The sequence below is a fragment of the Pseudomonas segetis genome, assembly GCF_900188155.1.
Taxonomy (GTDB): Bacteria; Pseudomonadota; Gammaproteobacteria; order Pseudomonadales; family Pseudomonadaceae; genus Aquipseudomonas; species Aquipseudomonas segetis.
Map to the genome: position 1 here is coordinate 193,204 of NZ_FZOG01000002.1, position 8,631 is coordinate 201,834.

At 56.3% G+C, this 8,631-nt stretch carries 7 protein-coding genes; 3 read left to right on the forward strand and 4 right to left on the reverse strand.

Going from position 1 to position 8,631, the window contains the following annotated elements; all coding sequences use genetic code 11:
* Window positions 1–3 precede the first annotated feature (3 nt).
* From frr to rpsB, 4 genes are all read right to left on the reverse strand, one after another.
* Entirely contained in the window at window positions 4–561 is a 558-nt protein-coding gene (gene frr, locus CHB79_RS06655; protein WP_010486766.1) for a ribosome recycling factor, read from the reverse strand.
* A complete protein-coding gene (gene pyrH, locus CHB79_RS06660) occupies window positions 558–1,301 on the reverse strand; it encodes a UMP kinase (protein ID WP_010486765.1) in 744 nt (247 codons plus the stop codon). The genes frr and pyrH overlap by 4 nt, the downstream gene beginning before the upstream one ends.
* Before the next feature lie 340 nt (window positions 1,302–1,641).
* Window positions 1,642–2,511 (reverse strand): translation elongation factor Ts, encoded by an 870-nt coding sequence (gene tsf / locus CHB79_RS06665; protein ID WP_010486764.1) that lies wholly within the window; start codon window positions 2,509–2,511, stop codon window positions 1,642–1,644.
* Window positions 2,512–2,629: 118 nt separating this feature from the next.
* Window positions 2,630–3,373, reverse strand: coding sequence for a 30S ribosomal protein S2 (rpsB, locus tag CHB79_RS06670; protein ID WP_010486763.1), 744 nt, complete (start codon window positions 3,371–3,373; stop codon window positions 2,630–2,632).
* Window positions 3,374–3,646: 273 nt separating this feature from the next.
* Here rpsB and map point away from each other — a divergent pair, with 273 nt between their 5' ends.
* From map to dapC, 3 genes are all read left to right on the forward strand, one after another.
* The gene (map, locus tag CHB79_RS06675; RefSeq protein WP_010486761.1) at window positions 3,647–4,429 is read left to right on the forward strand and encodes a type I methionyl aminopeptidase; all 783 of its coding nucleotides are present in this window, start codon (window positions 3,647–3,649) and stop codon (window positions 4,427–4,429) included.
* A gap of 63 nt (window positions 4,430–4,492) precedes the next feature.
* On the forward strand, window positions 4,493–7,195 hold the full coding sequence (locus CHB79_RS06680; RefSeq protein WP_010486759.1) for a [protein-PII] uridylyltransferase: 2,703 nt from the start codon (window positions 4,493–4,495) through the stop codon (window positions 7,193–7,195).
* Window positions 7,196–7,255: 60 nt separating this feature from the next.
* Window positions 7,256–8,464, forward strand: coding sequence for a succinyldiaminopimelate transaminase (gene dapC / locus CHB79_RS06685; RefSeq protein WP_089359324.1), 1,209 nt, complete (start codon window positions 7,256–7,258; stop codon window positions 8,462–8,464).
* The last annotated feature ends 167 nt before the right edge of the window (window positions 8,465–8,631 follow it).

The window sequence follows — 8,631 nt, forward strand, 5'->3', positions numbered from 1 at the left end:
CCGTCAGACGGCCATCAGATCCGCTTCCTTGTTCTCCAGCGCCTTATCGACTTCAGCAACATACTTGTCGGTCAGTTTCTGGATTTCATCAGCGGCGCGACGCTCTTCGTCCTCGCTGATTTCCTTTTCCTTTTCCAGGTCCTTGAGCTGCGCAAGGGCATCACGACGGATGTTGCGCACGGCAACACGGGCGTTCTCGGCCTCGGCACGCGCCTGCTTGGTATAGCCCTTGCGAGTTTCTTCGGTCAGCGCGGGCATAGGCACACGAATAGTGGTGCCAGCCGTTGCAGGATTGAGGCCCAGGTCGGATGTCATGATGGCTTTTTCAACGGCCTGGATCATGCCCTTGTCAAACACAGACAAGGCCAGGGTGCGCGAATCTTCAGTGACTACGTTGGCGACCTGACGCAAAGGGGTATCGGTGCCGTAGTAAGACACCATCACGCCATCGAGAATGCTTGGGTGCGCGCGGCCAGTGCGGATTTTGGCAAACGCGACATTGAGCGACTCAAGGCTCTTGGTCATGCGTGACTGGGTTTCTTTCTTGATCTCGTTAATCATTCTTCACCTTCCTCGATCAGGGTACCTTCAGCGCCACCAACAACTACATTCAACAAGGCGCCAGGTTTATTCATATTGAAGACTCGCAGCGGCATATTATGGTCGCGGCACAGACAGATTGCAGTGAGGTCCATAACCCCAAGCTTGCGATCCAGTACTTCGTCATAAGTCAGGCGCTCGAACTTCTCTGCATGGGGATCTTTAAATGGATCCGCAGTGTATACGCCATCGACCTTGGTCGCCTTCAATACCACGTCCGCATCGATCTCGATTGCGCGCAGGCACGCAGCAGAATCCGTGGTAAAGAACGGGTTACCGGTACCGGCGGCGAAAATCACCACTTCACCGGACTTCAGATGGCGCATGGCCTTACGACGGTCGTAGTGATCAGTCACTCCAACCATGGAAATCGCTGACATCACGATTGCCGGGATATTTGAACGCTCCAGCGCGTCGCGCATGGCCAAGGCGTTCATCACGGTGGCGAGCATGCCCATGTGGTCACCGGTTACCCGATCCATTCCGGCTGCGCTCAATGCCGCACCGCGAAACAGGTTACCGCCACCGATCACCAGACCGACTTGCAAACCGATGCCTACCAATTGCCCTACTTCCAGGGCCATGCGATCAAGCACCTTGGGATCGATACCAAACTCTTCCGACCCCATCAGGGCTTCGCCGCTTAGTTTGAGCAGAATGCGCTTATAACGCGGTTGACGACCACTCACCTGCTGAGCCATACAATTCTCTCCTGCGGCGTTAAATTTCTATGCGGATAATACAGCCCGCAATTATCGAGTACTTCGGCAACAGTCGGGGCTTTTAAATCACAAAACCCGGAAAATATTTTTCGCAACCGGCCAAGGCAAACCTTTGAAAACGTCTTGAACACCGAATAGCCAGGTCGAAAGGCGCATCAGCCTTGCAGTTTACAAGAGCTGACCCGCAGCGTAAGCAGCTTTTAACCTGTACCGTTTGGGCCCTTGCTTTCAGGGGCATCCTAATTTGCCGCCCTAGTTTGACAAAAAGGCCGCACGCATAAGCGGGCAGCCTCTTTGGGATGACAGTTTTTAGACCGTCTTACTGCTTGCTGGAAGCCAGCTGAGCAGCTACTTCTGCAGCGAAGTCGGTTTCGCCCTTGTCGATACCTTCACCCACTTCGAAGCGAGTGAACGAAACGATTTCAGCGCCAGCTTTCTTCACCAGCTCGCCAACCTTGATGCTGTCGTCTTTGACGAAAGCTTGCTCGACCAGGCTTGCTTCAGCCAGGAACTTGCTGATGCGGCCGGCAACCATTTTCTCAACGATCTCAGCAGGCTTGCCTTTGATTTTCTCTTCGTTGAGCGCCAGGAAGATTTCTTTTTCCTTGGCAACTGCTTCTTCAGAGACTTCAGCAGCGCTGAGGAACTGTGGGTTGCTTGCCGCTACGTGCATGGCAACTTCCTTGGCCAGCTCAACGTCGCCACCTTTAAGGGCAACCAGAACACCGATGCGGTGGCCGTGCAGGTAAGAACCGACAACGTCAGCTTCAACGCTAGTCAGACGACGAATGTTCACGTTCTCGCCGACTTTGGCAACCAGGGCTTCACGATCGGATTCCATGGCCGCAACCAGTGGCGCCGCTTCAGTCATGTTCTCGGCGAAAGCCTTGTCGATGCTGCTGCTGACGAAGTTCTTGAAATCGTCTTGCAGAGCCAGGAAGTCAGTCTGGGAGTTGACTTCGATAATCAGGGCGCGCTTGTTATCGTCAGCCAATTTGATTGCGATAGCACCTTCAGCAGCGATGTTACCGGCTTTCTTGGCAGCCTTGATGGCACCAGCAGCACGCATATCGTCGATTGCTTTCTCGATGTCGCCACCAGCAGCAGTCAGGGCTTTTTTGCAGTCCATCATGCCTTGGCCAGTACGCTCACGCAGTTCTTTAACCAGGGCTGCAGTAATCTCTGCCATGTTCGAAATCCTCTTAGGTAGGTCTTCAACCATCTCACCCGCCAGGCGGGCGATGAATTCTATAAGTGACAAAAAGGGGGCCAAGCCCCCTTTTTGCGTAGCGAGTAACGCTTGCTACTTAGCCTTGAGCGGCTTCAGCAGCCGGGGCTTCAGCGACGAATTCGTCGGTGCCACCGTTAGCATTGCTACGACCACGAACAACTGCGTCAGCCATGGCACCCATGTACAGCTGGATTGCACGGATGGCGTCGTCGTTACCTGGAATGATGTAATCAACACCTTCCGGGCTGCTGTTGGTATCAACAACACCAATTACCGGGATACCCAGCTTGTTGGCTTCGGTGATAGCAATGCGCTCGTGGTCAACGTCGATAACAAACAGAGCGTCTGGCAGACCGCCCATGTCCTTGATACCACCCAGGCTGCGATCCAGTTTTTCCAGATCACGGGTACGCATCAGGGCTTCTTTCTTGGTCAGCTTGGCGAAAGTACCGTCTTGTGCCTGAACTTCAAGATCACGCAGGCGCTTGATCGAAGCACGGATGGTCTTGTAGTTGGTCAGCATGCCACCCAACCAGCGGTGATCGACGAACGGAGAGTTGCAGCGAGCTGCTTCTTCACGAACGATCTTGCCAGCGGAACGCTTGGTGCCAACGAACAGAATCTTGTTTTTGCCCGAAGCCAGCTTCTCAACGAACGACAGTGCGTCGTTGAACATTGGCAGGGTTTTTTCAAGGTTGATGATGTGAATCTTGTTACGCGAACCGAAGATGTACTTACCCATTTTCGGGTTCCAGTAACGGGTCTGGTGGCCGAAGTGCACACCGGCCTTCAGCATATCGCGCATATTGACTTGGGACATGGTCGTTCCTTAATAAGTCGGGTTAGGCCTCCACGCATCCCAATCTCCAACCCTTTGCATGACAAAAGGCACCCAGGAAATCGTGTCGATACGTGTGTGGGTTTATGCTTTTGGACAGGTTGCCCATCAAAGCGGCGCGTTTTATACCACAATAACCGGGCAGAAGCTACAAGCTCATTACAGCAAAACTTCGGGCCAGCGACCTTTGCCCTTATAGAATGCACCTCTAAGCTGTTACCATACTGCCACTTTTCTGTATGCCCGAGACCCCATATGACCGTCACCATCAAGTCGCCCGAGGAAATCGAAAAAATGCGCATCGCCGGCCGCCTGGCCGCTGACGTGCTGGAGATGATCGGCGAACACGTCAAACCCGGTGTGACCACCGAGGAACTCGACCGCATCTGCCACGACTATATAGTTAACGTGCAGCAGGCCATTCCTGCCCCGCTCAACTACAAGGGTTTTCCCAAGTCGATCTGCACCTCGATCAACCACGTTGTCTGCCACGGCATTCCCAACGAGAAGCCACTCAAGGAAGGCGACGTGCTGAACATAGACATCACCGTGATCAAGGACGGCTATCACGGCGACACCAGCAAGATGTTCATGGTTGGCAAAGTACCGGAGTGGGCCGAGCGCCTGGCCAAGGTCACCCAGGAATGCATGTATAAAGGTATCGAGCTGGTCAAGCCGGGAGCGCGCCTGGGCGATATTGGCGAAGTGATCCAGAAGCACGCCGAGAAGAACGGCTTTTCCGTGGTGCGCGAATACTGCGGTCACGGCATTGGCGCGGTGTTCCATGAAGAACCGCAGGTGCTGCACTACGGCCGCGCGGGCACAGGCATGGAACTCAAGGAAGGCATGACCTTCACCATTGAGCCGATGATCAACCAGGGCCGTGCCGAAACCCGTCTGCTGGGCGATGGCTGGACAGCGATCACCAAGGACCGCAAGCTCTCTGCACAATGGGAACACACGATTCTGGTAACCGCAGAAGGTTACGAGATCTTCACCCTGCGCAGCGACGATACCATCCCACGCGTATCCGCCTGATTACGCGCTCGGCAATCAATTCTGATTGAGTATTTTGTCGCGTTATATAAGGAAGGTCGTTGCATGCCGCAGGTAGACCCCCAGTTGTTCGACCGCGGCCAGTTCCAAGCAGAACTGGCCTTGAAGGCGAGCCCGATTGCAGCTTTCAAAAAAGCCATCAAGCGTGCCAACGACGTGCTCAATGCTCGCTTCCATGAAGGCCGTGAAGTACGTCGCCTGGTTGAAGACCGCGCCTGGTTTGTCGACCAGATCCTGCGTGAAGCCTGGCTGCGCCTGGACTGGTCGGAAGACGCCGACATTGCCCTGCTCGCCGTCGGCGGCTATGGCCGTGGCGAGCTGCACCCGTTTTCCGATATCGACCTGCTGATACTGCTCGACAATGCGGACCACGAAACCTTTCGCGAACCGATCGAGCAGTTTCTCCTGCTGCTTTGGGACATCGGCCTGGAAGTGGGCCAAAGCGTTCGCTCGGTCAATGAATGTGCCGAAGAAGCGCGGGCCGACCTGACCGTCATCACCAACCTGATGGAAAGCCGCACCATTGCTGGCCCCGAGCGCTTGCGCCAACGCATGCAGGCGGTCACCAGCACGGAACAAATGTGGCCAAGCCAAGAATTCTTTCTGGCCAAACGCAAGGAGCAGCGCGCCCGCCACGCCAAATACAACGACACCGAATACAACCTTGAGCCCAATGTAAAAGGCTCACCGGGCGGCCTGCGCGATATCCAGACCATCCTCTGGGTGGCGCGCCGGCATTTCGGCACGCTCAACCTGCAATCGATGATCGAGCAGGACTTCCTGCTCAAAACCGAATACACCATGCTCGCTGCCAGCCAGGACTTCCTGTGGAAGGTCCGCTATGCCCTGCACATGCTCGCAGGCCGCGCCGAAGACCGCTTGCTGTTCGACCATCAGGCGCAGATCGCCGAGTTGCTGGGATTCGAAAGCACCGAAGGCAAGCGCGGTATCGAGCAGTTCATGCAAAAGTACTATCGCGTGGTCATGGGCGTTGCCGAACTCAGCGACCTGATCAAGCAACATTTCGAAGAGCAGATCCTGCGCGCTGGCGAACGCGGCACCGCTACCGGCCTGAACAGCCGCTTCCAACTGCGTGATGGCTATATCGAGGTGACCCATCCGAATGTCTTCAAGCGCACCCCCTTCGCGATCCTTGAGGTCTTCGTCCTCATGGCTCAACACCCGCATATAAAGGGTGTCTGCGCCGACAGCATCCGTTTGCTGCGCGACCATCGCCACTTGATCGACGATGAGTTTCGCCACGACATACGCAATACCAGCCTGTTCATCGAACTGTTCAAGAGCGCCTCGGGCATCCATCGCAACCTGCGCCGGATGAACCGCTACGGGATTCTTGGCCGCTATCTGCCCGAGTTCGGTCATATTGTCGGGCAAATGCAGCACGACCTGTTTCACATCTTCACGGTCGACGCCCACACCCTTAACCTGATCAAGCACTTGCGCAAGTTCAAATGGGTGGAAATGGCCGAGAAGTTTCCACTGGCCAGCAAGCTCATGGATAAGCTGCCCAAGCCGGAGCTGATTTACCTGGCCGGCCTGTATCACGATATAGGCAAGGGCCGTGGCGGTGACCATTCGGAACTGGGCGCGGTCGATGCCGAAGCCTTTTGCGTGCGCCACCAACTACCCGACTGGGATACCAAGCTGATTGTCTGGCTGGTCCAGCATCACCTGACCATGTCCACCACCGCGCAACGCAAGGACTTGTCCGACCCGCAAATCATCCATGATTTTGCCATGCTGGTCGGCGACCAGACGCACCTTGACTACCTCTACGTGCTCACCGTTGCCGATATCAATGCGACCAACCCGACACTCTGGAACTCCTGGCGTGCCAGCCTGCTGCGCCAGCTCTATACGGAAACCAAGCGCGCGCTCAACCGCGGCCTGGAAAACCGCCTGGAGCGTGAAGAACAGATACGCCTGACCCAAACCTCGGCCCTGGACACCCTGGTGCGCAGCGGCACCGACCCGGATGAAGCCGAGCAACTCTGGGCACAGCTCGGTGATGACTACTTCCTGCGCCACACAGCCAGCGATGTGGCCTGGCACACCGAGGCGATCATCCAGCACCCCAACGACGGCAATCCGCTGGTCCTGATCAAGGAAACCACCCAGCGCGAGTTCGAGGGCGGCACACAGCTGTTCATCTACGCCCAGGACCAGCACGACTTCTTCGCCGTGACCGTGGCCGCGATGGCCCAGTTGAACCTGAATATTCATGATGCGCGGATTCTCACCTCGACCAGCCAGTTCACCCTCGACACCTATATAGTGCTCGAAGGCGACGGCAGCTCGATTGGCGACAACCCGGCGCGTATCAAGCAAATCCGCCAAGGCCTGATTGATGCGCTAATCAACCCCGATGATTACCCAAGCATCATTCAGCGGCGCGTACCACGCCAGCTCAAGCACTTTGACTTTGCCCCACGCGTGACCATTCACAATGACGCCAAGCGCCCGCTCACGGTAATCGAACTGACCGCACCCGACCGCCCAGGGCTACTGGCCAGGGTCGGACGCATCTTTCTTGATTTCGACCTGTCTATCCAGAACGCTAAAATTGCCACCCTTGGCGAACGCGTGGAAGACGTATTCTTCGTGACCGACGCCAATAACCAGCAACTTTCCGACCCTGAGCTTTGCACGCGCCTCCAGGAAACCATCGTCTCGCAGCTAAGCGATGCGAGCACCCTGGGCGCTGAGCCGAGCAAAATTACAATTTGAACCCGACAGCTGCCGCAAAGCTTGCATGCCCAGCGGCCAAGACGTTGCCAGGAATGAACCATGAATGACGCGTTAAACCAGTTGCAGCCCTACCCGTTCGAGAAGTTGCGCGCCCTGCTTGGCAGCGTAACGCCGAACGCCGAGAAAAAAGCGATTGCCCTGTCGATCGGCGAACCCAAGCACCGCTCGCCGGACTTCGTCGCCAAGGCGCTCAGCGACAACCTCGAGCAACTGGCTGTTTACCCAACCACGCTGGGCATACCCGCGCTGCGTGAAGCCATCGCCAACTGGGCGAGCAAGCGCTTCAACCTGCCAGCCGGAGCGCTCGATCCCGCACGCCATGTATTGCCCGTCAACGGCACGCGCGAGGCCTTGTTTGCCTTCACTCAAACCCTGGTCAAGCGCCCGCAAGCAGGCGAGCAGCCAGGTTATGTGGTCAGCCCCAATCCGTTTTACCAAATCTATGAAGGCGCAGCCTTGCTCGCCGGGGCAGAACCCTATTACCTGCCCTGCCTTGAGCAGCATGGTTTCAATCCGGACTTTGCCGCCGTCAGCGACGAGGTCTGGCAGCGCTGCCAGATTCTGTTCCTGTGCTCGCCCGGCAACCCAACCGGCGCGCTGATACCGCTGGATACCTTAAAACAGCTGATCGAACTGGCAGACCGTTTCGACTTCGTCATTGCCGCGGACGAGTGCTACAGCGAGCTGTATTTCGATGAAGCCAACCCGCCAGCCGGACTGCTCACCGCCTGCGCCGAATTGGGCCGCAATGATTTCAAGCGCTGCGTGGTATTCCACAGCCTGTCGAAGCGCTCCAACCTGCCTGGGCTGCGTTCCGGCTTTGTCGCTGGCGATGCCGATATACTGAAATCTTTCCTGCTGTATCGTACCTACCACGGCTGCGCGATGCCGGTGCAAACCCAGTTGGCAAGCATTGCTGCATGGACCGATGAAGATCATGTACGCGCCAACCGCGACCTGTACCGTGAGAAGTTCGATGCAGTGCTGGCGATTCTTGATGGCGTGCTTGATGTACAGCGCCCGGACGGCGGCTTCTATTTGTGGGCAAAAACCCCGGTGGATGACCAACAGTTCAGTCGCGAGCTCTACGCCCAGGAACATGTGACAGTGGTGCCTGGCTCGTACCTGTCGCGCAGCGTTGACGGCCACAACCCAGGCGCCAATCGCGTGCGCATGGCACTGGTTGCCCCACTGGCGGAATGTGTTGAAGCGGCAGAGCGTATTCGCCACTTCGTAAAGAGTAACTAGGCAACACCGAGGCAAGCGCTGCCGAATGCAGCGCCCCTTGAGAGGTTTGATTGAATGAGCAACACACTTTTTGGCATAAAAGCCTGGAACGCCAAACTAAACTGCTGCTTATCCTTTTAAATCAATGACTTGCAATATAAATAACGCCTCGCAATGAGGCGTTTTGC